A 23,402-nucleotide genomic window follows, 5' to 3' on the forward strand; every position below is an offset into this window, starting at 1 on the left:
TAGTAGAATATATAGTTTAGCAGGACAACTTAATTTATAATGGAGGATTTAATTTATGAGTACACAAGTAGCTGTACAAAATACCATAAGAAGAGTTAATGATATAGAAAATGACTTAAAGAAAAGGCAAGATGTATTAAGAAGAGAGATTGAAGAAAGTAAGACTTGGTGGGAAGGGGAGGTGTAAATTTTCAAATTAAATTAGATAATATTTTCAAATTATTTTAGGTCAATTTTACCACAAATTAGTGAATATTTTCAAATTAAAATAGGAACGCGATAATCAAATTTTCAAATGCCAGTAGGATTCAAAATAAAATTTGGAAAAATAAGTATTGCATAACACTTTCAAATTTGTATAATAAAAATGAGCAGATTAACTGCTCTTAAAATTTTAATCAAAATATTGATAATAGAAAACTTTTAAGTATAAATTCAATAAGTTTACAACATTTATTACTTAAACGGTTTATAACCGTTGTACTAAGGCTGCCGGTTAAAGATAAAAGTATTTTAGATATCAAAGTCTTTTTGTCCTTGGTATACGATTTCTTCATCTACATGCTTTTGCTTTATTGAACAAGCATACATAAGGCTTGAGGTTGCAAGACTGTTAACAAGGCGGGGTACGCCTTTTGATGCAGAATAAATAGCTTCAATTGCAGCCTGGGTAAATATATTTTCATGTAAACCGGCAGACTTTAGCCTTGTAAAAATATAGTCTGAAAGTTCCTCAGGCTTTAACCCCTGCATTACGTATTTTACGGCTATACGCTGCTTTAAAGGTGCATTTACCGCTAACTGTAATTTGTTCCTGATTTGCGATTGCCCCGACAATATTAATATAAAAGGATTTTCAGAGTCCATTTTAAAGTTAAATAAAAGCCTTAATTCTTCAAGTATGCTGTTTGACAGCATCTGTACCTCGTCAAGGATAATAACCGGAGTAATTTTTTGATTATAGTACAAAGACATTATTGCTTGTTGTATCTGATGAAACATTGTAACCTTCTTATGTGAAGGCACTTCTCCTAAAGATATTAAAAGACCCCGGTAAAAATCCATAACGGTAACTGTTGAGAGAGAAAAATAGCAGGGTTTGTAAAGTCCCGGATTTAACCCGGCTGAAAATTTTCTTAAGGCGGTGGATTTTCCCATTCCCGGTTCACCGACTAAAAGAAACATTCCCCGGATGTTTTGAATATATTTAAATCTTGAATTTAATTCCTTAATATCTTCACTTTCATAAACATCAGAAATATCAATTTCTTTTCCAAAAGGATTGTATTTTAGTCCAAAAAACTGTCTGAACATAATTATTTCTCTCCTTCCATAATTGTTTTAAATGAAATTGTTTGTTTTGATTTAGGCATGTCAGCATGTGTTACAGATACTTCGTTATTTTGTAAATCCACTATTAACTCAGAATTTTTAGGTCTGCCCCTTCGTTTCATATGGGCATTGTCATGAAAATTAACCTGCAAGGCTTCACCGATTTTCTTGCCTTCATAGTATATGAATACCGGCTCTTCTAAACTCTTAATTTTATTCATATTAAGTTGGGATAAAAATCTTTTTCTAACTGTTAAAAAGAACCTTTCTATTTTTCCCCGGCTATGTGCAACAAAGGGTTTCGAATGTATAAGAGCGCATCCTACGTCCGCGCACATAAATTCAAACTGCTGTGAACGGTAAATCTTCCCATTGTCCGTATAGAGCAGGGAAGGTATGCCTCTTCCTGTATGTAAGGTCCATACATTAAATCCCCATACCACAACTCATTTATATATTGATGTGCAAATCTTTTAATTTCTTTTTTCTCTTCAGTTTCATAAATGCTTTCATGATTTGAAAATTTTAAAAACCTGTATAGTGTGGTAAGTGATATTTGCCCTTCTTTTAATATGCCTTTTTTTATTAGTTTATCATAGATGATTGTAGTAGGCGCTTTAGGATATTTTCTTTTCGTCTCAAGGATTTTTTCAGCAAGTTCTGTATCTATTTTTCTACAATTACCCCTGTCTTTCCGGTATCCGGGTTTTAATGCATCCAATCCTCCACGCATGTAATCACAGTACCAGGACTCTATTGTTTTAGGTGAATATTTTCTTATGCCATAGTGTGGCATTTCTACGGGTTTTGATGAAATTTGAGCATAATAGTCCTTACGATTATTCACTTGTCCATTTAGGATCGGACTTATCAGTGAAAATCTTTTTAACGCAATGGCATTTCTTACCTCTTCACTTAACATATTCCTGACCTCCTGTTGCATTTTTAGGAAGCCATGACCGGTCAGGCTGTTCTTTACCACGGATGTTACCATAGTTATTTGCTCAAGTAAAGGAAAATATGGTGTTGCGGTTGATTTCATTAAAAATTTTTCATAAGACGCTTTTTAAAATCCTATTTTAATGTTATAATCATGCTGCAAGAAATGTTTTAGCGGTAGCTTGATAGTATTTTTGAGAGAATAGTTGAATGTTGGGGAATTCTCTTACTACTATTGCTAAAACGTTTCTTGCTTTTTCTGTGTTTCCAAGAGTTTCATCCGGTAATTTCACTTTGTGTATTATTTGTCTTAATCCATTTTGTATTGTATTGAGATTTTTAATGAATTTTTTTCTGTAATAGTATAGAATTTGCCTTGAAAACTGTACGTTGTTTTTTAGATTTAGTCGGTTTATAACTGAATTAATACTACCTTTACGATAAAATAAATTATATATGTATTCAAAAATATGATTTATTGCATTAATAAATCCGGGTAAACAAAAGTTAGGAATATATGATATGGTGCATCCACATAGAGGACATATATAGCGAGTGAAAATATTTTTTCAAATTGCGGTAGGGTTAAAAATTTTTTTCACCTATTTTAATGTGATAAAATAAGGGTAGATTTACCTAAATTAAAATGAAAATCTACACTCAACCTTGAAGAAGGACGTGATATATGGAATCCGCTTCAAGACAAAAAAAGAGACTAGGAAGGTGATAATTAACTATATAGAAGGTTTTTATAACTCAAGGCGTTTGCATTCATCACTTGGATATAAATTGCCAAGAGAATATATAAACGACTACTATAAGAATGAGAAAAAAGTGGCCTAGTACCGATACCGCAGGAGTGGCGGAGCTTCCCTTTACAATAAGAGGGACCCGTATGATATCCTATTAAAAGGCGGCAGCCACCTGTTCCCAGAGGCCTACTACATATAATGTGGCTCCGCTCTGGCTGCTTTAATCATATAGGAGATGCTTGTTGTCAAGGGCACTCCGAAAACAAGCAATTGGTCTAACGAAAGACAGAGAAATTTTGAGAGCGAGGCAGTAAACTAACGTAATTGTATGTCCAGTTTAATCAGGACAGACCAAAGAAAGAGTTATATGGTATAATAGACAATAAGTTAGAGGAATTATAAAAGAAAATAATTAGCTCAACATGATGTAAAACACTTTCGTTACTAAGAGACCGTTATTTGAAATAGCTGCACAAATGAAAAATGGGATGTCATCTACTTTTTCTTTTTCCTACAATAAAATGACGCTATCGCGGTAGGGTTAAGAATTTTTTTCACCTATTTTAATGTGATAAAATAAGGGTAGTTTACCAAATTTAAAATGAAAATCTACAGTAGCAGGGAAGCAAATAGTTTTGCTTGATTATAAAAATAAAGTTAAAATAAAATTTTGTAGATATATATTATATATCATGTAAAAAATGAAAAATGGGAGGAAATAAAATGAAAAAAATAGTTTTATTTATTACAGTATCAGTTATTATGTTAATGGCTTTTACAACAACATCCTTTGCTCAATTGCCTCTTCGTGTGGTGGTAAACGGCAATAGGGTGAATTTCCCGGATGCAGAGCCGTTTATAGACGACAACGGCAGGACACAGGTACCGGTGAGGTTTGTAAGTGAAGCATTAGGGGCAGAAGTAGGCTGGGAAGGAAGCACAAAGACGGTTACAATATCCCAGGGAGATAAAGAAATAAAGATAGTAATCGGAAAAAAGGACTATACAATAAACGGTGAAAAGAATCTGATGGATACAGAAGCGTTGTTAAAAGAAGACAGGACCTTTGTACCTGTAAGGTTTGTAAGTGAGGGGTTAGGTGCAAGGGTGGATTGGGACCCGGCTGTACGGACGGTTTATATTGATACAAGAGAAAAAGGCGACTCTAAGGATGACACCCCAAAGGATGGTAGTATTATAGAAGTAGACGGATACTTAGTGCCAAATGATACAAATATAATAATTGCAAAGGAACATGGAAGTAGAGTTGTGGAAACAAGTATAGCTATAAATTTTATGAGACCAAATTTTGAAAAACAAATTGAAGACTTAACATTTGCATTAAAAAATAAGTTTGGCGAAGATATAGCAAATGAAGTGAGAAAACATGTTGAACAAAAGAAAAGCAGATGGCATTATTTACCTGAAAAATACATATATGTAGAGAAAACTAATCAATATCTTTGGTTAAGAAAATCAGTAGGAGAGGACATAACAATAGATGTTTTACTTCCAGGATATGTACCTAATACGGGTCAGTAATGATGATGTTGTAATAGAGTGGGAAAATTGATAGTACAGAACGGCGGGTGGAAAAGGTGAAAAAGCATATAATTAAAATATTAATTATATCTTTACTAATACAGGTGATTAATATTACAGTATCAGCAAGCAGTATTAATATAAAAACAGCTGAGGAATCACTAGATATTGCCAATAAATTTTTAGAAGAAAATGTACTGGGATTTTACGGTTATTATGGAGAAACGAATATAAATGGAGATAAAATAAATGAAGTATTAGCTGTAAAGGGTACCCCGGCTTTTAACAACATGCCTATTTTTGTATATGGCAGCGAGGAAAAGGCCAGTATTGATGCTGTTAAAGAAGCTGCAATTAAAGTAATTAAAAGACCCGATGAAGAAGGAGTTCCACAATACAGATGTTTAGGTTATACCCTTAATGGTGATTTATTTGCAAATCCTGTTTTTCCACCTGATTATCCTCCGACTCAGAATGTTAAAACTCTCAACGGAAGATGGGTAAAAGAACCATGGAACAACGAACATCCCTATATTCAACAGTGGATAAATAGGTTAGATTTTAAACCAAATCGATTATTAAAATTAACCGGACGACGGGATTTCTTTGCCGCAAATATAGTTGACGGTCCGGAACCCCAATATTTTTCTGACGGAGGTTCTGTTGTAGACTATGTACATATAATCCAGCCCCCACAATGCATTCATGGGGGCTGGGAATAGGATTTTATTTTCACAACAACGGCCAGAATTTAAGATACAAAACCTTTCTCCTTATGCCGTTTGAAATGCTAAAAAAAGATATTTCCGTTCAAGCAGAATCCATTCCGGTTGGTGCCGGAGCAGAAAGAAAAGTTTTAGTCGGAATAAATATAAAATCCACATTCACCGAGGATGAGACGACAGACTATGAATGGGAAATTATAAAGAAAAGTGATGGCTCTAAAATTCCTGTAGAATATTTAGGACATGCAACAAAAGAAAAGGGCAAAATCACCATTCCCGGCGAAAATGAAAGACTGATGTATGCAAGTTTTAGTATGCCTGAAGATGATGTTTTGGTGCGTTTTGTTATAAATGAAGACGGTACAAGCCCTGAAGAAAAATATTTAGGAAACAATGTATTTGAAGCAGAAATAAAATTTGTTGAGAGTATTTTTGAATATGGTGAATATGACATTCCTTACAATGTACTCTCAAGAGACTTTAGTTTTAATCTTTCAAAAAGACCTTCCGTGGCTGATTTGGGTTCTGCCAGAGGAGAATGGAGCGGCAATATAACGGGAGAGTTTAAAATAATAAGAGATCCAAGAGACGGGTTGTTTAGAAAGTATTCTGAACAAAATAATCCTCCTGTCAATGAAGTGAGAAGAAGCAGAGTTGAAAGAAATCCTATTGTAAATTTCACCATTGAAAGAAGGGATTTTGGAGATGACCCTGAAGGTAGGAAATGGCTTGACATAAATCCTTCAACCCCGGTGGTTAAAAATGGCCGGCTTTTCTCTGAAGGTTATATACAAGGATGGGATGTTTATGAGTGCGGTTTTGAAGATTGTGAATTATGCCCTCATAAAGTACTTAGAACTGCACCGTTTAACGAAGTAACAAAAGATTTAACGTTTAATGTTTATGTATACAATGGAATGAAAAACATTCCGTCAAAAAGCTTTAGAAATGAAATAGAAAACAACAGGGTAGATTCTCTTAATAAAAAAATGTATTGGGAAAGTGAGCCGTATAATTTTAATGTAATCAGGTGGATGTGCCGTTTAGACTCCAATGGAAAAGAATACGGCTGGACACCTGTTGACGGAAAATATCAAAGAACTTTTAAGCAGCAAAACAGTGGAGATATACAAATAAAAATAAATAGTCCTATGGAAATTGAATATATGCAGGCAAGGGAAGCAGCAAGGCAAGGCATAAACAGAAAAGACCTGTATGACAAAGCTGTATTTCCAACGGATATAGATCTACAAAGATTTGACTATCCTATAAAGTCAGGATACTACTTTAACCCTGCCGGAAAATATTCTTTTAAAGTGGAGACGGTAACATACAAGCCTGTGCCTTATGATACACAGGAACACAAAGATATTGTAAACGCCGTTATAAATTCATTTAACTACGAAACAGACCTTATGTACATAAATGACTACAGGGAAGCTGTAAATATAAAAGGAGAACTGCTGCCTGAAAGGGGAAGTACTTTCAGTACACGACCGGGCAGGCTGACGGCACGGGATAACATAGGTATAAACGGGATAGAACTTGTGACGGTGTTAGACAGAAATAGCGATGAGTCACGTTATACAAAAAAAGTTGAAGAAATTTACCATGAACATATAAGCGGAGGAAATACACATGAATATTGGAAAATGGTGATGGAAGGATATGAAGAGTCAAATACTTTAAGCAGCAGGGATAATTACAAATACAGAGAGTATGTAAAACCGGGACAAAAAATGTACAAAATAACAGAAACAACAGAGGTGGACATTATTATAAACAAGGACAATATAAATACTTTTACACATGCACATATGCCAGATGGTGAGTATTACATAAGAGTGTGGATGGACAATATTGATTTAGGAAGCAGCAGCCATGCATATAGCTCATTAGGTACATTAAGCGGGGTAATGCTTGATGAAATGTATATTACGGTAAAAGGCTCCATGTATGATGACTAATAATGGTTTGCATTGGAGGATAAATAAAAATGAAAAAGATAGTTTTATCTATTACAGTATCAGTTATTATGTTAATGGCTTTTACAACAACATCTTTTGCCCAATTGCCTCTTCGTGTAGTGGTAAATGGCAACAGGGTGAATTTCCCGGATGCAGAGCCGTTTATAGACGACAACGGCAGGACACAGGTACCGGTGAGGTTTGTAAGTGAAGCGTTAGGGGCAGAAGTAGGCTGGGAAGGAAGCACAAAGACAGTTACAATATCCCAGGGAGATAAAGAAATAAAGATAGTAATTGGAAAAAAGGACTATACAATAAATGGTGAGAAGAATTTAATGGATACAGAGGCGCTGCTGAAGGAAGACAGGACCTTTGTACCTGTAAGGTTTGTAAGTGAGGGGTTAGGTGCAAGGGTGGATTGGGACCCGGCTGTAAGGACGGTTTATATTGATACAAGAGAAAAAGGAAGTACCAAGGATGACACACCAAAGGATGGAAGTATTATAGAAGTGGATGGATATTTAGTGCCAAATGATACAAATATAATAATTGTAAAACCTCGTGGAAGTGACACAATAGAAACAAGTTTATCTGTAACTACATTATTACCAAATTAAAAAAAAAAACAAAAAGAAGACTTAGTGTTTGCAATAGAAAGCAAATTTGGCAAAGATGTAGCAAATGAAGTAAGAAAACATATTGAACCAAAGAAAGATGGGATTACCTTCCTGAAAAAAATATATATGTTGAGAAGACAAATCAATATATATGGATATCAAAGTCACAAGCTTCAGACATATCAGTAGAAGTTATGATTCCAGGGTATGTACCTAATACGGGTCAGTATGATGATGTTATAGTAGAATGGGAATTATAAAAATAAGGTATTGAGAGCGCAAAGTATAAAAATGTATATAGTTTACACAAATATATGGAATAGTTATGTTGACCGAATGGATATAAAAATTAAAAACAGGTGAGTAAATAAAAAGGATTGCAGATTTAATTGAAATGAATATGAGGAAAGAAACTGGGGATGTCAGCTTCAGCATGTCCAATTGCAGTACATATATGAGGGCGGAGGCCACCGTTTCAATAAAGTATCTCTTTAAAGAAGATGTATTTAATTATAAAATTTGCTAAATTAAAAAATAGAAAGATATATTATATAGCATATAAAAAAATTAAGGCTTTGTAAACTAAACATGAAAAAATAGCACAATGTTTTATAGAATTGCTTTAAATTACTTTCAATTTCGCCTTGACGATTATAAAAGTCCGCCTTGAGATTGTCAAGGGTAAAATGAATGCGCTAACGCGCGCCCTTGACAATCTCAAGGACGTACATTTGAAAAATATTTTGGCGAAATTAAAGCAAAATTTATGCTACAAGAAGATACTTTTTCTTCTCTCTTTCAGTTAGATTTAATCCAGCAACTTGAGCTGGCGTTAAGCCATTAAGAGATGAATGAGGCCTAACAAAATTATAGAAAAATATGAACATGCTGATTAGGTTGTTGGCTGATTCAAAGGAATTAAAACCTTGCTTAGTCTTATACCAAGCTTTAAATTGATGATGGAAAGACTCTATTAAATTATTAGAAACATCATCTTTAAAGCTTTCAACGCGAATATGTTTAACAGAACTACCTAGCACAGATTTAACTGGTACTTTATAAGCACTATATCGATCGCTAACTATGGCATTAACAGTACCTAAATCTTTAACAGAATTAAGCAAAGCAAAAGCTTGGCTAGAATCTCTATAAGGCGATAAATGAAAACCTAAGACAAAGCGGGTTTCTGAATCTATGATAAACCAAATATAATATTTTTGGCCATTAATTTTTATAACTGTTTCGTCAGCATGCCATTCATCAGAATTAAAATCTAACATTGGTATAAGTTCCAAAGAGAGATTATTAAAGAATGGAGCAAACTTTTTACACCAATTGCTAATGGTAGTATGAGAAACCTTAACATTATGGGCTACTCTAAGTATTAAGGCAATATTTCTAAAAGAATTTTTGCCAAGGTAAAACATAGATAGAGCAGTAATAATTATATGCACTGGGTAACGCATACGTTTAAAATCATTCTTACCAACAAGTTTAGACATAGATGCAGGTAATATATTATTTGGTTTAGGAACAAACATAGAATGATTGCACTTTTTATCACAACAACGGTAATTAGAGTAGTATTCATAATCGTGATGAAGAAATGTTGCTTTACCGCAAACAGGGCAACGGGGGTATTTAGGCACCTTTTTAGACGTTGGTCTATCAGGAGCAAATTGGTGATTACATTTACGGCAAAGGTATTTTTGATAACCATCTCTATCTTTGCCATAGCGATAAAAAGAATCTTTATTATTGCATTTTGGGCACTTAATTGGTACAATTTTTTGCATGAGGACTTCATCCTTTCTGGGAGGTATTTGTTTTCTGGCAAAAACATTGTACCACAGAGGATTGAAGTCCTCAATTTTCATTTAAGTTTACAGAGCGAAAATTAAAAACAGGAGGAGATAAAATGAAAAAAATAGTTTTATTTATTACAGTATCAGTTATTATGTTAATGGCTTTAACAACAACATCATTTGCCCAATTGCCTCTTCGTGTAGTGGTAAATGGCGATAGGGTGAATTTCCCGGATGCAGAGCCGTTTATAGACGACAACGGCAGGACACAGGTACCGGTGAGGTTTGTAAGTGAAGCGTTAGGGGCAGAAGTAGGCTGGGAAGGAAGCACAAAGACAGTTACAATATCCCAGGGAGATAAAGAAATAAAGATAGTAATTGGAAAAAAGGACTATACAATAAATGGTGAGAAGAATTTAATGGATACAGAGGCGCTGCTGAAGGAAGACAGGACCTTTGTACCTGTAAGGTTTGTAAGTGAGGGGTTAGGTGCAAGGGTGGATTGGGACCCGGCTGTAAGGACGGTTTATATTGATACGAGAGAAAAAGGCAGTACCAAGGATGACACCCCAAAGGATGGAAGTATTATTGAAGTGGACGGATACTTAGTGCCAAATGATACAAATATAGTAATTGTAAAGGCTCAAGAAAGTAAGATTGTAGAAACAAGAATGTCTATAAATGTTTTAAGACCAAATTTTGAAAAGCAAAAACAAGACTTGGTATTTGCATTAGAAAATAAGTTTGGCGAAGATATAGCAAATGAGGTAAGAAAACATATTGAACCGAAGAAAGAGAGGTGGGATTATTTACCTGAAAAATATATATATGTAGAGGAGACAGACCAATATATCTGGATAAGAAAATCACAAACTGGAGGCATATCGATAAATGTTATGGTTCCAGGATATGTACCTAATGCAAGTGAATACGATGATGTTGTAGTAGAGTGGGAAAATTGATAGTATAGAACGGCAGGTGTAAAAGTTGAAAAAGCATATAATTAAAATATTAATTATATCTTTACTGATGCAGATGATTAACATCACTGTATTAGCAAGTAGTATAGATATAAAAACAGCTCAAGAATCTTTTGAAGTAGCTAATGAATTTTTAGAAGAAAATCTGGGTTATTTCGGTTATTTTGGAGAAACGAATATAAATGGGGATAAAATAAATGAGGTGCTAGCAGTAAAGGGTACTCCGGCTTTTAGTGATATGCCTATTTTTGTATATGGTAAGGAATTTAATGCTAGTAACGATGCAGTTAAAAATGCTGCGATTAAGGTAATTCAAAGACTCGATGAAAAAGGAGTTCCACAATACAGATGTCTGGGTTATACCACTGAAGGTGATTTATTTGCAAATCCTGTATTTCCACCTGATTATCCCCCAACACAGAATATTAAAACTCTCAATGGAAGATGGGTTAAAGAGCCATGGGATTATGAACATTTTTATATCCAACAGTGGATAAATGGAGTAGATTTTACGCCAGATGAATTATTCAGATTAACCGGACGACGGGATTTCTTTGCCGCAAATATAGTTGACGCTCCGGAGCCTCAATATTTTTCTGATGGAGGTTCTGTTGAAGACTATGTACATATAATCCAGCCCCCTACAATGTATTCATGGGGGCTGGGAATAGGATTTTATTTTCACAACAATGGTCAAAATTTAAGATACAAAACCTTTCTCCTTATGCCGTTTGAAATGCTAAAAAAAGATATTTCCGTTCAAGCAGAATCTATTCCGGTTGGTGCCGGAGCAGGAAGAAAAGTTTTAGTTGGAATAAATGTAAAGTCTACATTCACCGAGGATGAGACAGCAGATTATGAATGGGAAATTATAACGAAAAGTGATGGCTCTAAAATACCTGTAGAATATTTAGGACATGCAACCAAAGAAAAGGGCAAAATCACCATTCCCGGCGAAAATGAAAGACTGATGTATGCAAGTTTTAGTATGCCTGAAGATGATGTTTTGGTGCGTTTTGTTATAAACGAAGACGGTACAAGCCCTGAAGAAAAATATTTAGGAAACAATGTATTTGAAGCAGAAATAAAGTATGTTGAGAGTATTTTTGAATATGATGAATATGACATTCCTTACAATGTACTCTCAAGAGACTTTAGTTTTAATCTTTCAAAAAGACCTTCCGTGGCTGATTTAGGGTCTGCAAGAGGAAGGTGGAGTGGCAATATAACAGGAGAGTTTAGAATAATAAGAGATCCAAAGGACGGATTATTTAGAAAGTATTCTGAAAAAAACAATCCGTCTATAAATAGTTCAAGATCTAGAGTTGAAAGAAATCCTATTGTAAATTTCACTATTGAAAGAAAGGATTTTGGAGATGACCCTGAAGGACGAAAATGGCTTGACAGAGACCCTTCAACTCCTGTAATTAAAAATGGCAAATTATTTTCTGAAGGCTATATACAAGGATGGGATGTTTATGAGTGCGGTTTTGAAGATTGTGAATTATGCCCTCATAAAGTACTTAGAACTGCACCCTTTAACGAAGTAACAAAAGATTTAACGTTTAATGTTTATGTATATAATGGAATGAAAAACATTCCATCAAAAAACTTTAAAAATGAAATAGAAAACAACAGGGTAGATTCCCTCAATAAAAAAATGTATTGGGAAAGTGAACCGTATAATTTTAATGTAATCAGATGGATGTGTCGTTTAGACTCCAATGGAAAAGAATACGGCTGGACATCTGTTGACGGAAGATATCAAAGAACTTTTAAGCAGCAAAACAGTGGAGATATACAAATAAAAATAAATAGTCCTATGGAAGTTGAATATATGCAGGCAAGGGATGCAGCAAGACAAGGCATAAACAGAAAAGACCTGTATGACAAAGCTGTATTTCCAACGGATATAGATCTACAAAGATTTGACTATCCTATAAAGTCAGGATACTACTTTAACCCTGCCGGAAAATATTCTTTTAAAGTGGAGACGGTAACATACAAGCCTGTGCCTTATGATACACAGGAACACAAAGATATTGTAAACGCCGTTATAAATTCATTTAACTACGAAACAGACCTTATGTACATAAATGACTACAGGGAAGCTGTAAATATAAAAGGAGAACTGCTGCCTGAAAGGGGAAGTACTTTCAGTACACGTCCGGGCAGATTGACGGCACGGGATAACATAGGTATAAACGGGATAGAACTTGTGACGGTGTTAGACAGAAATAGCGATGAGTTACGTTATACAAAAAAAGTTGAAGAAATTTACCATGAACATATAAGCGGAGGAAATACACATGAATATTGGAAAATGGTGATGGAAGGATATGAAGAGTCAAATACTTTAAGCAGCAGGGATAATTACAAATACAGAGAGTATGTAAAACCGGGACAAAAAATGTACAAAATAACAGAAACAACAGAGGTGGACATTATTATAAACAAGGACAATATAAACACTTTTACACATGCACATATGCCAGATGGTGAGTATTACATAAGAGTGTGGATGGACAATGTTGATTTAGGAAGCAGCAGCCATGCATATAGCTCATTAGGTACATTAAGCGGGGTAATGCTTGATGAAATGTATATTACGGTAAAAGGCTCCATGTATGATGATTAATAATGGTTTGCATTGGAGGATAAATAAAAATGAAAAAGATAGTTTTATCTATTACAGTATCAGTTATTATGTTAATGGCTTTTATAACAACATCCTTTGCCCAATTGCCTCTTCGTGTAGTGGTAAATGGCAACAGGGTGAATTTCCCGGATGCAGAGCCGTTTATAGACGACAACGGCAGGACACAGGTACCGGTGAGGTTTGTAAGTGAAGCGTTAGGAGCGGAAGTAAGCTGGGAAGGAAGCACAAAGACAGTTACAATATCCCAGGGAGATAAAGAAATAAAGATAGTAATTGGAAAAAAAGGACTATACAATAAATGGTGAGAAGAATTTAATGGATACAGAGGCGCTGCTGAAGGAAGACAGGACCTTTGTACCTGTAAGGTTTGTAAGTGAGGGGTTAGGTGCAAGGGTGGATTGGGACTCGGCTGTAAGGACGGTTTATATTGATACAAGAGAAAAAGGCGATACGAAAGGTGATACACCAAGGAATGGAAGTATTATAGAAAAGTATGGCTATTTAGTGCCAAATGATACAAATATAACAATTGCAAAGTCAAGTAACGGTATTATAGAAACAACTTTACATATAAGTGTTTTAAGACTGGATTTTGAAAAGCAAATTGAAGATCTTGTTTTTGCGATAGAAAGCAGATTTAGTAAAGATATAGCAAACGAAATAGAAAAGCATGTTAGACAAAAGAAAAGTAGATGGACCCACTTACCCGAAAAATACATATATGTAAAAGAGACAAATCAATATATCTGGATAAGAGAATCACAGACGGATAGTATATCAATAGAAGTTATGGTTCCTGGATATGTACCTGATACAAGTGAATAGGATGACGTTATAGTAGAGCAGGAAAAATACAACCCAATCGGAAGACGAGAATTTTTAGAGAATGTGGAGAAAAGATACATTACATGCTAAAGATATAAGCAAAATAAATGTTGTGGGAATTAGAAAATTAAAGTAATATAATATTTAAGAAATAACATATAAACTTTTTTAAACAGGAGGAAATGAGATGAAAAGAACAGTTTTATTTATTACAGTATCAGTTATTATGTTAATGGCTTTTACAACAACATCCTTTGCCCAATTGCCTCTTCGTGTGGTGGTAAATGGTGATAGAGTAAATTTTCCTGATGCAGAGCCGTTTATAGACGACAACGGCAGGACACAGGTACCGGTGAGGTTTGTAAGTGAAGCGTTAGGGGCAGAAGTAGGCTGGGAAGGAAGCACAAAGACAGTTACAATATCCCAGGGAGATAAAGAAATAGAGATTGTAATCGGAAAAAAGGACTATACAATAAACGGTGAAAAGAATCTAATGGATACAGAAGCGCTGCTGAAAGAAGACAGAACCTTTGTACCTATAAGGTTTGTAAGTGAGGGGTTAGGTGCAAGGGTGGATTGGGACCCGGCTGTAAGGACGGTTTATATTGATACAAGAGAAAAAGGCGACTCTAAGGATGACACCCCAAAGGATGGAAGTATTATTGAAAAGTATGGCTATTTAGTGCCAAATGATACAAACATAATAATTGCAAAACCCCAAGGAAGTGACAAAGTAGAAACGAGAATGTCTGTAACTACTTTAAGACCAAATTTTGAAAAGCAAAAAGATGACGTAGTGTTTGCAATAGAAAGCAGATTTGGTAAAGATATAGCAAATGAAGTGAGAAAACATATTGAACCGAAGAAAGAGAGATGGGATTATCTACCTGAAAAATATATATATGTGAAGGATACAAATCAGTATATATGGATAGCAAGGTCGCAGGCTTCTGATATATCAATAAGTATTCTGTTTCCGGGATATGTACCTGATACAAATCAATATGATGATGTTGTAGTTGAGTGGGAAAATTAATGGAAGTAGAACGGGTAGGTGTAAGGAATGAAAAAGTATAAAATTAAAATACTAATTATATCAATGCTGATGCAGATGATTAACATTACTGTATTAGCTAATAGCACTGATATAAAAACAGCTAAAGAGTCTCTTACAATAGCTAATGAATTTTTAGAAGAAAACATAGGATATTATGATTATTTTAAAGAAAAAAATGCAAATGGATATTCAATTAATGAAGTGTTAGCTGTAAAGGGTACTCCGACTTTTAGTGACATGCCTATTTTTGTATATGGCAGTGAGGAAAAGGCCAGTATTGATGCTGTTAAAAAAGCTGCGATTAAAGTGATTAAAAGACCTGATGAAGAAGGAATTCCACAATACAGGTGTTTAGGTTATACTACTGAAGGTGATTTATTTGCAAATCCTGGTTTTCCACCTGATTATCCCCCAACACAGAATGTTAAAACTCTCAACGGAAGATGGGTTAAAGATCCTTGGGATCACAAACACCCTTATATCCAACAGTGGATAAAAGAAAGAATTTTTGTGCCGGAACAATTATTCGAATCAACCGGACGACGAGATTTCTTTGCCGCAAATATAGTTGACGGTCCGGAACCCCAATATTTTTCTGACGGAGGTTCTGTTGAAGACTATGTACATATAATCCAGCCCCCTACAATGTATTCATGGGGGCTGGGAATAGGATTTTATTTTCACAACAATGGTCAAAATTTAAGATACAAAACCTTTCTCCTTATGCCGTTTGAAATGTTAAAAAAAGACATTTCCGTTCAAGCAGAATCCATTCCGGTTGGTGCCGGAGCAGGAAGAAAAGTTTTAGTTGGAATAAATGTAAGGTCTACATTTACCGAGGATGAGACAGCAGATTATGAATGGGAAATTATAAAGAAAAGTGATGGCTCTAAAATACCTGTAGAATATTTAGGACATGCAACCAAAGAAAAGGGCAAAATCACCATTCCCGGTGAAAATGAAAGATTGATGTATGCAAGTTTTAGTATGCCTGAAGATGATGTTTTAGTGCGTTTTGTTATAAATGAAGACGGTACAAGCCCTGAAGAAAAATATTTAGGAAACAATGTATTTGAAGCAGAAATAAAATATGTTGAGAGTATTTTTGAATATGATGAATATGACATTCCTTACAATGTACTTTCAAGAGACTTTAGTTTTAATCTTTCAAAAAGACCTTCCGTGGCTGATTTAGGCTTTGCAAGAGGAGAATGGAGCGGCAATATAACAGGAGAGTTTAGAATAATAATAGATCCAAGAGACGGGTTGTTTAGAAAGTATTCTGAACAAAATAATCCTCCTGTCAATGAAGTGAGAAGAAGCAGAGTTGAAAGAAATCCTATTGTAAATTTCACCATTGAAAGAAGGGATTTTGGAGATGACCCTGAAGGTAGGAAATGGCTTGACATAAATCCTTCAACCCCGGTGGTTAAAAATGGCCGGCTTTTCTCTGAAGGCTATATACAAGGATGGGATGTTTATGAGTGCGGTTTTGAAGATTGTGAATTATGCCCTCATAAAGTACTTAGAACTGCACCGTTTAACGAAGTAACAAAAGATTTAACGTTTAATGTTTATGTATACAATGGAATGAAAAACATTCCGTCAAAAAGCTTTAGAAATGAAATAGAAAACAACAGGGTAGATTCTCTTAATAAAAAAATGTATTGGGAAAGTGAGCCGTATAATTTTAATGTAATCAGGTGGATGTGCCGTTTAGACTCCAATGGAAAAGAATACGGCTGGACATCTGTTGACGGAAGATATCAAAGAACTTTTAAGCAGCAAAACAGTGGAGATATACAAATAAAAATAAATAGTCCTATGGAAGTTGAATATATGCAGGCAAGGGATGCAGCAAGACAAGGCATAAACAGAAAAGACCTGTATGACAAAGCTGTATTTCCAACGGATATAGATCTACAAAGATTTGACTATCCTATAAAGTCAGGATACTACTTTAACCCTGCCGGAAAATATTCTTTTAAAGTGGAGACGGTAACATACAAGCCTGTGCCTTATGATACACAGGAACACAAAGATATTGTAAACGCCGTTATAAATTCATTTAACTACGAAACAGACCTTATGTACATAAATGACTACAGGGAAGCTGTAAATATAAAAGGAGAGCTTCTGCCTGAAAGGGGAAGTACTTTCAGTACACGACCGGGCAGGCTGACAGCACGGGATAATATAGGCATAAACGGGATAGAACTTGTGACGGTGTTAGACAGAAATAGTGATGAGTCACGTTATACGAAAAAAGTTGAAGAAATTTACCATGAACATATAAGCGGAGGAAATACACATGAATATTGGAAAATGGTGATGGAAGGATATGAAGAGTCAAATACTTTAAGCAGCAGGGATAATTACAAATACAGAGAGTATGTAAAACCGGGACAAAAAATGTACAAAATAACAGAAACGACAGAGGTGGACATTATTATAAACAAGGACAATATAAATACTTTTACACATGCACATATGCCAGATGGTGAGTATTACATAAGAGTGTGGATGGACAATATTGATTTAGGAAGCAGCAGCCATGCATATAGCTCATTAGGTACATTAAGCGGGGTAATGCTTGATGAAATGTATATTACTGTAAAAGGCTCCATGTATGATGATTAATAATGGTTTGCATTGGAGGATAAATAAAAATGAAAAAGATAGTTTTATCTATTACAGTATCAGTTATTATGTTAATGGCTTTTATAACAACATCCTTTGCCCAATTGCCTCTTCGTGTAGTGGTAAATGGCAACAGGGTGAATTTCCCGGATGCAGAGCCGTTTATAGACGACAACGGCAGGACACAGGTACCGGTGAGGTTTGTAAGTGAAGCGTTAGGAGCGGAAGTAAGCTGGGAAGGAAGTACAAAGACGGTTACAATATCCCAGGGAGATAAAGAAATAAAGATTGTAATTGGAAAAAAGGACTATACAATAAATGGTGAGAAGAATTTAATGGATACAGAGGCGCTGCTGAAGGAAGACAGGACCTTTGTACCTGTAAGGTTTGTAAGTGAGGGGTTAGGTGCAAGGGTGGATTGGGACCCGGCTGTAAGGACGGTTTATATTGATACGAGAGAAAAAGGAAGTACCAAGGATGACACACCAAAGGATGGAAGTATTATAGAAGTGGATGGATATTTAGTGCCAAATGATACAAATATAATAATTGTAAAACCTCGTGGAAGTGACACAATAGAAACAAGTTTATCTGTAACTACATTATTACCAAATTAAAAAAAAAAAAAACAAAAAGAAGACTTAGTGTTTGCAATAGAAAGCAAATTTGGCAAAGATGTAGCAAATGAAGTAAGAAAACATATTGAACCAAAGAAAGATGGGATTACCTTCCTGAAAAAAATATATATGTTGAGAAGACAAATCAATATATATGGATATCAAAGTCACAAGCTTCAGACATATCAGTAGAAGTTATGATTCCAGGGTATGTACCTAATACGGGTCAGTATGATGATGTTATAGTAGAATGGGAATTATAAAAATAAGGTATTGAGAGCGCAAAGTATAAAAATGTATATAGTTTACACAAATATATGGAATAGTTATGTTGACCGAATGGATATAAAAATTAAAAACAGGTGAGTAAATAAAAAGGATTGCAGATTTAATTGAAATGAATATGAGGAAAGAAACTGGGGATGTCAGCTTCAGCATGTCCAATTGCAGTACATATATGAGGGCGGAGGCCACCGTTTCAATAAAGTATCTCTTTAAAGAAGATGTATTTAATTATAAAATTTGCTAAATTAAAAAATAGAAAGATATATTATATAGCATATAAAAAAATTAAAAACAGGAGGAGATAAAATGAAAAAAATAGTTTTATTTATTACAGTATCAGTTATTATGTTAATGGCTTTTACAACAACGTCCTTTGCCCAATTGCCTCTTCGTGTGGTGGTAAACGGCAATAGGGTGAATTTCCCGGATGCAGAGCCATTTATAGACGACAACGGCAGGACACAGGTACCGGTGAGGTTTGTAAGTGAAGCATTAGGGGCAGAAGTAGGCTGGGAAGGAAGCACAAAGACGGTTACAATATCCCAGGGAGATAAAGAAATAAAGATAGTAATCGGAAAAAAGGACTATACAATAAACGGTGAAAAGAATCTAATGGATACAGAAGCACTGCTGAAGGAAGACAGGACCTTTGTACCTGTAAGGTTTGTAAGTGAGGGGTTAGGTGCAAGGGTGGATTGGGACCCGGCTGTAAGGACGGTTTATATTGATACAAGAGAAAAAGGCGACTCTAAGGATGACACCCCAAAGGATGGAAGTATTATTGAAAAAAATGGATACTTAGTGCCAAATGATACAAATATAATAATTGCAAATGCTCAGGAAAGTAGAATTGTAGAAACAAGAATGTCTATAAATATTATGAAACCGAATTTTGAAAAGCAGGTTGAAGATTTAACATTTGCATTAGAAAATAAATTTGGCAAAGATATAGCAAATCAAGTGAGAAAACATGTTGAGCAAAAGAAAAGTAGATGGGATTACTTGCCTGAAAAATACATATATATAGAGAAGACCAATCAATATATCTGGATAAGAGAATCACAAACAGATAGTATATCTATAAATGTTATGGTTCCTGGATATGTACCTGATACGAGTCAATATGATGATGTTGTAGTAGAGTGGGAGAATTAATAGTATAGAACAGAGGGTGTAAAAGGTGAAAAAGCATATAATTAAGATACTAATTATATCCTTACTAATACAGGTAATTAATATTACAGTATCAGCAAGTAGCACTAATATAAAAACAGCCAAAGAATCACTGGATATTGCCAATAAATTTTTAGAAGAAAATGTACTGGGATTTTACGGATATTATGGAGAAACGAATATAAAGGGAGATAAAATAAATGAAGTATTAGCTGTAAAGGGTACTCCGGCTTTTAGTGATATGCCTATTTTTGTATATGGCAGTGAGGAAAAAGCCAGTATTGATGCTGTTAAAGAAGCTGTAATTAAAGTAATTAAAAGACCTGATGAAGAAGGAGTTCCTCAATACAGATGTTTAGGATACACTCTTAACGGTGATTTATTTGCAAATCCTGTATTTCCACCTGATTATCCTCCGACTCAGAATGTTAAAACTTTCAACGGAAGGTGGGTTAAAGAACCATGGAACCATAAACACCCTTATATCCGGCAGTGGATACGCAGAATAGATTTTACACCGGAACGATTATTCAGATTAACTGGAAGATATGATTTCTTTGCCGCAAATATAGTTGACGGTCCGGAGCCCCAATATTTTTCTGACGGAGGTTCTGTTGAAGATTATGTACATATAATCCAGCCCCCTACAATGTATTCATGAGGGCTGGGAATAGGATTTTATTTTCACAACAATGGTCAGAGTTTAAGATACAAAACCTTTCTCCTTATGCCGTTTGAAATGCTAAAAAAAGATATTTCCGTTCAAGCAGAATCTATTCCGGTTGGTGCCGGAGCAGGAAGAAAAGTTTTAGTTGGAATAAATATAAAATCCACATTCACCGAGGATGAGACAGCAGATTATGAATGGGAAATTATAAAGAAAAGTGATGGCTCTAAAATACCTGTAGAATATTTAGGACATGCAACCAAAGAAAAGGGCAAAATCACCATTCCCGGTGAAAATGAAAGATTGATGTATGCAAGTTTTAGTATGCCTGAAGATGATGTTTTAGTGCGTTTTGTTATAAATGAAGACGGTACAAGCCCTGAAGAAAAATATTTAGGAAACAATGTATTTGAAGCAGAAATAAAATATGTTGAGAGTATTTTTGAATATGATGAATATGACATTCCTTACAATGTACTTTCAAGAGACTTTAGTTTTAATCTTTCAAAAAGACCTTCCGTGGCTGATTTAGGCTTTGCAAGAGGAGAATGGAGCGGCAATATAACAGGAGAGTTTAGAATAATAATAGATCCAAGAGACGGGTTGTTTAGAAAGTATTCTGAACAAAATAATCCTCCTGTCAATGAAGTGAGAAGAAGCAGAGTTGAAAGAAATCCTATTGTAAATTTCACCATTGAAAGAAGGGATTTTGGAGATGACCCTGAAGGTAGGAAATGGCTTGACATAAATCCTTCAACCCCGGTGGTTAAAAATGGCCGGCTTTTCTCTGAAGGCTATATACAAGGATGGGATGTTTATGAGTGCGGTTTTGAAGATTGTGAATTATGCCCTCATAAAGTACTTAGAACTGCACCGTTTAACGAAGTAACAAAAGATTTAACGTTTAATGTTTATGTATACAATGGAATGAAAAACATTCCGTCAAAAAGCTTTAGAAATGAAATAGAAAACAACAGGGTGGATTCTCTTAACAAAAAAATGTATTGGGAAAGTGAGCCGTATAATTTTAATGTAATCAGGTGGATGTGCCGTTTAGACTCCAATGGAAAAGAATACGGCTGGACACCTGTTGACGGAAAATATCAAAGAACTTTTAAGCAGCAAAACAGTGGAGATATACAAATAAAAATAAATAGTCCTATGGAAATTGAATATATGCAGGCAAGGGAAGCAGCAAGGCAAGGTATAAACAGAAAAGACCTGTATGACAAAGCTGTATTTCCAACGGATATAGATCTTCAAAGATTTGAGTACCCTATAAAGTCAGGATACTACTTTAACCCTGCCGGAAAATATTCTTTTACGGTAGAAACAGTGACATACAAACCTGTACCTTCCGATACCCAGGAACACAAAGATATTGTAAACGCCCTAATAAATTCATTTAACTATGAAACAGACCTTATGTACATAAATGACTACAGGGAGGCTGTAAATATAAAAGGAGAGCTGCTACCTGAAAGGGGAAATACTTTTAGCACACGACCAGGTATACTTACAGCACAGGATAACAAAGGTATAAACGGGATAGAACTTGTGACGGTGTTAGACAGAAATAGTGATGAGTCACGTTATACAAAAAAAGTTGAAGAAGTTTACCATGAACATATAAGTGGAGGAAATACACATGAATATTGGAAAATGGTGATGGAAGGATATGCAGAATCTAACACTTTAAGCAGCAGGGATAATTACAAATACAGAGAGTATGTAAAGCCAGGACAAAAAATGTACAAAATAACAGAAACTACAGAGGTGGATATTATTATAAACAAGGACAATATAAACACTTTTACACATGCACATATGCCTGACGGTGAGTACTACATAAAAGTATGGATGGATAATGTTGATTTAGGAAGCAGCAGCCATGCATATAGCTCATTAGGTACATTAAGCGGGGTAATGCTTGATGAAATGTATATTACTGTAAAAGGCTCCATGTATGATGACTAATAATGGTTTGCATTGGAGGATAAATAAAAATGAAAAAGATAGTTTTATTTATTACAGTATCAATTGTTATGCTAATGGTTTTTACAACAACATCCTTTGCCCAATTGCCTCTTCGTGTAGTGGTAAATGGCAACAGGGTGAATTTCCCGGATGCAGAGCCGTTTATAGACGACAACGGCAGGACACAGGTACCGGTGAGGTTTGTAAGTGAAGCGTTAGGGGCAGAAGTAGGCTGGGAAGGAAGCACAAAGACAGTTACAATATCCCAGGGAGATAAAGAAATAAAGATAGTAATTGGAAAAAAGGACTATACAATAAATGGTGAGAAGAATTTAATGGATACAGAGGCGCTGCTGAAGGAAGACAGGACCTTTGTACCTGTAAGGTTTGTAAGTGAGGGGTTAGGTGCAAGGGTGGATTGGGACCCGGCTGTAAGGACGGTTTATATTGATACGAGAGAAAAAGGAAGTACCAAGGATGACACACCAAAGGATGGAAGTATTATAGAAGTGGATGGATATTTAGTGCCAAATGATACAAATATAATAATTGTAAAACCTCGTGGAAGTGACACAATAGAAACAAGTTTATCTGTAACTACATTATTACCAAATTAAAAAAAAAAAAAAAACAAAAAGAAGACTTAGTGTTTGCAATAGAAAGCAAATTTGGCAAAGATGTAGCAAATGAAGTAAGAAAACATATTGAACCAAAGAAAGATGGGATTACCTTCCTGAAAAAAATATATATGTTGAGAAGACAAATCAATATATATGGATATCAAAGTCACAAGCTTCAGACATATCAGTAGAAGTTATGATTCCAGGGTATGTACCTAATACG

The 23,402-nt window shown here is 34.9% G+C and carries 23 protein-coding genes; 19 read left to right on the top strand and 4 right to left on the bottom strand.

Going from position 1 to position 23,402, the window contains the following annotated elements; all coding sequences use genetic code 11:
• Positions 1–55 precede the first annotated feature (55 nt).
• Positions 56–187: a hypothetical protein gene (locus HVS_RS17515; RefSeq protein WP_268876582.1), complete on the top strand. Its 132-nt coding sequence runs from the start codon at positions 56–58 to the stop codon at positions 185–187.
• Positions 188–513: 326 nt separating this feature from the next.
• Here HVS_RS17515 and HVS_RS05650 read toward each other — a convergent pair whose 3' ends face one another.
• From HVS_RS05650 to HVS_RS17100, 3 genes are all read right to left on the bottom strand, one after another.
• Positions 514–1,314, bottom strand: a complete 801-nt coding sequence (locus HVS_RS05650; RefSeq protein WP_101299048.1) for an ExeA family protein — start codon at positions 1,312–1,314, stop codon at positions 514–516.
• 2 nt (positions 1,315–1,316) lie between these two features.
• The gene (locus HVS_RS17095; protein ID WP_242971601.1) at positions 1,317–1,553 is read right to left on the bottom strand and encodes a hypothetical protein; all 237 of its coding nucleotides are present in this window, start codon (positions 1,551–1,553) and stop codon (positions 1,317–1,319) included.
• A gap of 101 nt (positions 1,554–1,654) precedes the next feature.
• Positions 1,655–2,374 (bottom strand): hypothetical protein, encoded by a 720-nt coding sequence (locus HVS_RS17100; protein WP_235827417.1) that lies wholly within the window; start codon positions 2,372–2,374, stop codon positions 1,655–1,657.
• Between the two features lie 563 nt (positions 2,375–2,937).
• On the opposite strand from HVS_RS17100, the gene HVS_RS05660 reads away from it, so the two are divergent.
• From HVS_RS05660 to HVS_RS17105, 6 genes are all read left to right on the top strand, one after another.
• A complete protein-coding gene (locus HVS_RS05660; RefSeq protein ID WP_101298620.1) occupies positions 2,938–3,114 on the top strand; it encodes an IS3 family transposase in 177 nt (58 codons plus the stop codon).
• A gap of 632 nt (positions 3,115–3,746) precedes the next feature.
• A complete protein-coding gene (locus HVS_RS05665; protein ID WP_159063398.1) occupies positions 3,747–4,565 on the top strand; it encodes a copper amine oxidase N-terminal domain-containing protein in 819 nt (272 codons plus the stop codon).
• Positions 4,566–4,621: 56 nt separating this feature from the next.
• Positions 4,622–5,287: an Athe_2463 domain-containing protein gene (locus tag HVS_RS05670; protein WP_101300055.1), complete on the top strand. Its 666-nt coding sequence runs from the start codon at positions 4,622–4,624 to the stop codon at positions 5,285–5,287.
• Positions 5,288–5,340: 53 nt separating this feature from the next.
• Entirely contained in the window at positions 5,341–7,257 is a 1,917-nt protein-coding gene (locus HVS_RS05675; RefSeq protein ID WP_207654803.1) for a hypothetical protein, read from the top strand.
• A gap of 29 nt (positions 7,258–7,286) precedes the next feature.
• Positions 7,287–7,874, top strand: a complete 588-nt coding sequence (locus tag HVS_RS05680) for a copper amine oxidase N-terminal domain-containing protein (RefSeq protein ID WP_101300059.1) — start codon at positions 7,287–7,289, stop codon at positions 7,872–7,874.
• Between the two features lie 400 nt (positions 7,875–8,274).
• Positions 8,275–8,400: a hypothetical protein gene (locus HVS_RS17105; RefSeq protein WP_235827765.1), complete on the top strand. Its 126-nt coding sequence runs from the start codon at positions 8,275–8,277 to the stop codon at positions 8,398–8,400.
• A gap of 238 nt (positions 8,401–8,638) precedes the next feature.
• Here HVS_RS17105 and HVS_RS05685 read toward each other — a convergent pair whose 3' ends face one another.
• The gene (locus tag HVS_RS05685; protein ID WP_101300061.1) at positions 8,639–9,670 is read right to left on the bottom strand and encodes an IS6 family transposase; all 1,032 of its coding nucleotides are present in this window, start codon (positions 9,668–9,670) and stop codon (positions 8,639–8,641) included.
• A 122-nt stretch (positions 9,671–9,792) separates the two neighbouring features.
• On the opposite strand from HVS_RS05685, the gene HVS_RS05690 reads away from it, so the two are divergent.
• The 12 genes from HVS_RS05690 (at position 9,793) to HVS_RS05735 (ending at position 23,176) form a co-directional block, all read left to right on the top strand.
• Positions 9,793–10,641, top strand: coding sequence for a copper amine oxidase N-terminal domain-containing protein (locus HVS_RS05690; protein WP_101300063.1), 849 nt, complete (start codon positions 9,793–9,795; stop codon positions 10,639–10,641).
• Between the two features lie 25 nt (positions 10,642–10,666).
• A complete protein-coding gene (locus HVS_RS05695; RefSeq protein ID WP_101300065.1) occupies positions 10,667–13,297 on the top strand; it encodes an Athe_2463 domain-containing protein in 2,631 nt (876 codons plus the stop codon).
• Positions 13,298–13,326: 29 nt separating this feature from the next.
• Positions 13,327–13,623 (top strand): copper amine oxidase N-terminal domain-containing protein, encoded by a 297-nt coding sequence (locus HVS_RS17520; protein WP_278278680.1) that lies wholly within the window; start codon positions 13,327–13,329, stop codon positions 13,621–13,623.
• Positions 13,592–14,143: a copper amine oxidase N-terminal domain-containing protein gene (locus HVS_RS05700; RefSeq protein ID WP_278278681.1), complete on the top strand. Its 552-nt coding sequence runs from the start codon at positions 13,592–13,594 to the stop codon at positions 14,141–14,143. The genes HVS_RS17520 and HVS_RS05700 overlap by 32 nt, the downstream gene beginning before the upstream one ends.
• A gap of 187 nt (positions 14,144–14,330) precedes the next feature.
• The gene (locus tag HVS_RS05705) at positions 14,331–15,179 is read left to right on the top strand and encodes a copper amine oxidase N-terminal domain-containing protein (RefSeq protein WP_101300067.1); all 849 of its coding nucleotides are present in this window, start codon (positions 14,331–14,333) and stop codon (positions 15,177–15,179) included.
• A gap of 27 nt (positions 15,180–15,206) precedes the next feature.
• Entirely contained in the window at positions 15,207–17,840 is a 2,634-nt protein-coding gene (locus HVS_RS05710) for an Athe_2463 domain-containing protein (protein WP_101300069.1), read from the top strand.
• A gap of 29 nt (positions 17,841–17,869) precedes the next feature.
• A complete protein-coding gene (locus tag HVS_RS05715) occupies positions 17,870–18,457 on the top strand; it encodes a copper amine oxidase N-terminal domain-containing protein (protein ID WP_101300071.1) in 588 nt (195 codons plus the stop codon).
• 403 nt (positions 18,458–18,860) lie between these two features.
• Positions 18,861–18,986, top strand: coding sequence for a hypothetical protein (locus HVS_RS17110; RefSeq protein ID WP_235827765.1), 126 nt, complete (start codon positions 18,861–18,863; stop codon positions 18,984–18,986).
• A gap of 62 nt (positions 18,987–19,048) precedes the next feature.
• Positions 19,049–19,897, top strand: a complete 849-nt coding sequence (locus HVS_RS05720; protein WP_101300073.1) for a copper amine oxidase N-terminal domain-containing protein — start codon at positions 19,049–19,051, stop codon at positions 19,895–19,897.
• A 25-nt stretch (positions 19,898–19,922) separates the two neighbouring features.
• Positions 19,923–20,576, top strand: coding sequence for an Athe_2463 domain-containing protein (locus HVS_RS05725; protein ID WP_101300075.1), 654 nt, complete (start codon positions 19,923–19,925; stop codon positions 20,574–20,576).
• 66 nt (positions 20,577–20,642) lie between these two features.
• Positions 20,643–22,559, top strand: a complete 1,917-nt coding sequence (locus HVS_RS05730) for a hypothetical protein (protein ID WP_101300078.1) — start codon at positions 20,643–20,645, stop codon at positions 22,557–22,559.
• Between the two features lie 29 nt (positions 22,560–22,588).
• Positions 22,589–23,176 (top strand): copper amine oxidase N-terminal domain-containing protein, encoded by a 588-nt coding sequence (locus tag HVS_RS05735; RefSeq protein WP_101300080.1) that lies wholly within the window; start codon positions 22,589–22,591, stop codon positions 23,174–23,176.
• The last annotated feature ends 226 nt before the right edge of the window (positions 23,177–23,402 follow it).

This window comes from Acetivibrio saccincola (genome assembly GCF_002844395.1).
Classification (GTDB): Bacteria; Bacillota; Clostridia; order Acetivibrionales; family Acetivibrionaceae; genus Herbivorax; species Herbivorax saccincola.

Excerpts from the sequence above, each read along its gene's own strand:
- HVS_RS17515 (WP_268876582.1), top strand. The coding sequence starts at position 56 with ATGAGTACACAAGTAGCTGTACAAAATACCATAAGAAGAGTTAATGAT.
- HVS_RS05650 (WP_101299048.1), bottom strand. The coding sequence starts at position 1,314 with ATGTTCAGACAGTTTTTTGGACTAAAATACAATCCTTTTGGAAAAGAA.
- HVS_RS17095 (WP_242971601.1), bottom strand. The coding sequence starts at position 1,553 with ATGAATAAAATTAAGAGTTTAGAAGAGCCGGTATTCATATACTATGAA.
- HVS_RS17100 (WP_235827417.1), bottom strand. The coding sequence starts at position 2,374 with ATGAAATCAACCGCAACACCATATTTTCCTTTACTTGAGCAAATAACT.
- HVS_RS05665 (WP_159063398.1), top strand. The coding sequence starts at position 3,747 with ATGAAAAAAATAGTTTTATTTATTACAGTATCAGTTATTATGTTAATG.
- HVS_RS05675 (WP_207654803.1), top strand. The coding sequence starts at position 5,341 with ATGCCGTTTGAAATGCTAAAAAAAGATATTTCCGTTCAAGCAGAATCC.
- HVS_RS05680 (WP_101300059.1), top strand. The coding sequence starts at position 7,287 with ATGAAAAAGATAGTTTTATCTATTACAGTATCAGTTATTATGTTAATG.
- HVS_RS17105 (WP_235827765.1), top strand. The coding sequence starts at position 8,275 with ATGAGGAAAGAAACTGGGGATGTCAGCTTCAGCATGTCCAATTGCAGT.
- HVS_RS05685 (WP_101300061.1), bottom strand. The coding sequence starts at position 9,670 with ATGCAAAAAATTGTACCAATTAAGTGCCCAAAATGCAATAATAAAGAT.
- HVS_RS05690 (WP_101300063.1), top strand. The coding sequence starts at position 9,793 with ATGAAAAAAATAGTTTTATTTATTACAGTATCAGTTATTATGTTAATG.
- HVS_RS17520 (WP_278278680.1), top strand. The coding sequence starts at position 13,327 with ATGAAAAAGATAGTTTTATCTATTACAGTATCAGTTATTATGTTAATG.
- HVS_RS05705 (WP_101300067.1), top strand. The coding sequence starts at position 14,331 with ATGAAAAGAACAGTTTTATTTATTACAGTATCAGTTATTATGTTAATG.
- HVS_RS05710 (WP_101300069.1), top strand. The coding sequence starts at position 15,207 with ATGAAAAAGTATAAAATTAAAATACTAATTATATCAATGCTGATGCAG.
- HVS_RS05715 (WP_101300071.1), top strand. The coding sequence starts at position 17,870 with ATGAAAAAGATAGTTTTATCTATTACAGTATCAGTTATTATGTTAATG.
- HVS_RS17110 (WP_235827765.1), top strand. The coding sequence starts at position 18,861 with ATGAGGAAAGAAACTGGGGATGTCAGCTTCAGCATGTCCAATTGCAGT.
- HVS_RS05720 (WP_101300073.1), top strand. The coding sequence starts at position 19,049 with ATGAAAAAAATAGTTTTATTTATTACAGTATCAGTTATTATGTTAATG.
- HVS_RS05730 (WP_101300078.1), top strand. The coding sequence starts at position 20,643 with ATGCCGTTTGAAATGCTAAAAAAAGATATTTCCGTTCAAGCAGAATCT.
- HVS_RS05735 (WP_101300080.1), top strand. The coding sequence starts at position 22,589 with ATGAAAAAGATAGTTTTATTTATTACAGTATCAATTGTTATGCTAATG.